The organism is Staphylococcus sp. EG-SA-2 (assembly GCF_017152085.1).
In genome coordinates this window covers 1-1132 of record NZ_JACYHC010000851.1, presented here as the reverse complement: position 1 = coordinate 1132, position 1132 = coordinate 1, and the positions used below count along the sequence as shown (strand labels likewise).

Here is a 1132-nt window from a genome sequence, read left to right as displayed (position 1 = left end):
TTCATCATTTTGGTGGATGACACCATTCATAACGTATATTACCCGTGCACATGTGTCCTTACATGCATTTTCATTCACAGAAATGATCCAAATATACGTGATGATTATATTTTTCATCGCGTTTTGTCTCATTTCACCGGTTATGTTTTATCAATTGTGGGCGTTTGTTGCGCCTGGTTTGCATAATAATGAGCGCCAATTTATTTATAAATATAGCTTTTTTAGCGTACTTTTATTTATTTTTGGTGTCGCTTTTGCATTTTATGTTGGCTTTCCAATGATCATTCAATTCGCGTTAAAATTATCATTAACTTTAAACATTTCGCCTGTCATTGGCTTTAAAGCATATTTGATTGAACTTATACGTTGGTTATTCACATTTGGCATTCTATTTCAATTACCAATATTATTCATAGGACTTGCAAAATTCGGTCTTATAGATACCACATCATTGAAGCATTATCGAAAATATATTTATTTCGCTTGCTTTGTATTAGCAAGTATCATTGCACCACCCGATTTAACATTAAATATATTACTCACATTGCCACTCATATTGCTCTTTGAGTTCAGTACGTTCATCGTTAAATTTACATACCGAGGCAAACCGCCAACACATTAATCTTATAAGAATTAATGCTGTGATTATCGTTATACTGCAATACCGAATATTTCCAACATCGCAACAAAAAAACAGGCACTCGGCCTGTTTTTTATTTTTTAAATTTAAAGATTAAGATAGCAACTACCATAATATAGGCAGCTTGTGCTATCAATGGTTCATAAGTTGGATAGAATCCTAACCAGTTAATCGTTGGGAATCCTTCAATGACATGTCTCGGCATAGCACCTAATAATTGTAACTTTTGAATACTTACGCCAAGCATTTTGAATCCCATAATAAAAATAAAAATCGACAACACTCTAAATATATAGAATATAGGTATCAATCTGACGATAAATCTAAATAATAACGCAAAGATAATTAATATAACGATAGCTAAAGCAATACCAATAATAAAATCTTTTGTCGCTAGCTCACCTATCATCCCCATATAGAAAATGATAACCTCAACACCTTCACGCAACACAGATATTAAACCAATCGTCGCTAACAATACCAAATTACCAT

The 1132-nt window shown here is 32.5% G+C and carries 2 protein-coding genes; one reads left to right on the top strand and one right to left on the bottom strand.

From position 1 onward, the window contains the following. A partial coding sequence (tatC, locus tag IDG60_RS15270) for a twin-arginine translocase subunit TatC (RefSeq protein ID WP_206160873.1) occupies positions 1-622 on the top strand: 622 nt, incomplete at its 5' end. Positions 623-713: 91 nt separating this feature from the next. Here the strand turns inward: tatC and IDG60_RS15265 are convergent. After that, the coding region (locus tag IDG60_RS15265; RefSeq protein WP_481906098.1) for an FTR1 family protein at positions 714-1132 on the bottom strand (419 nt) is incomplete at its 5' end.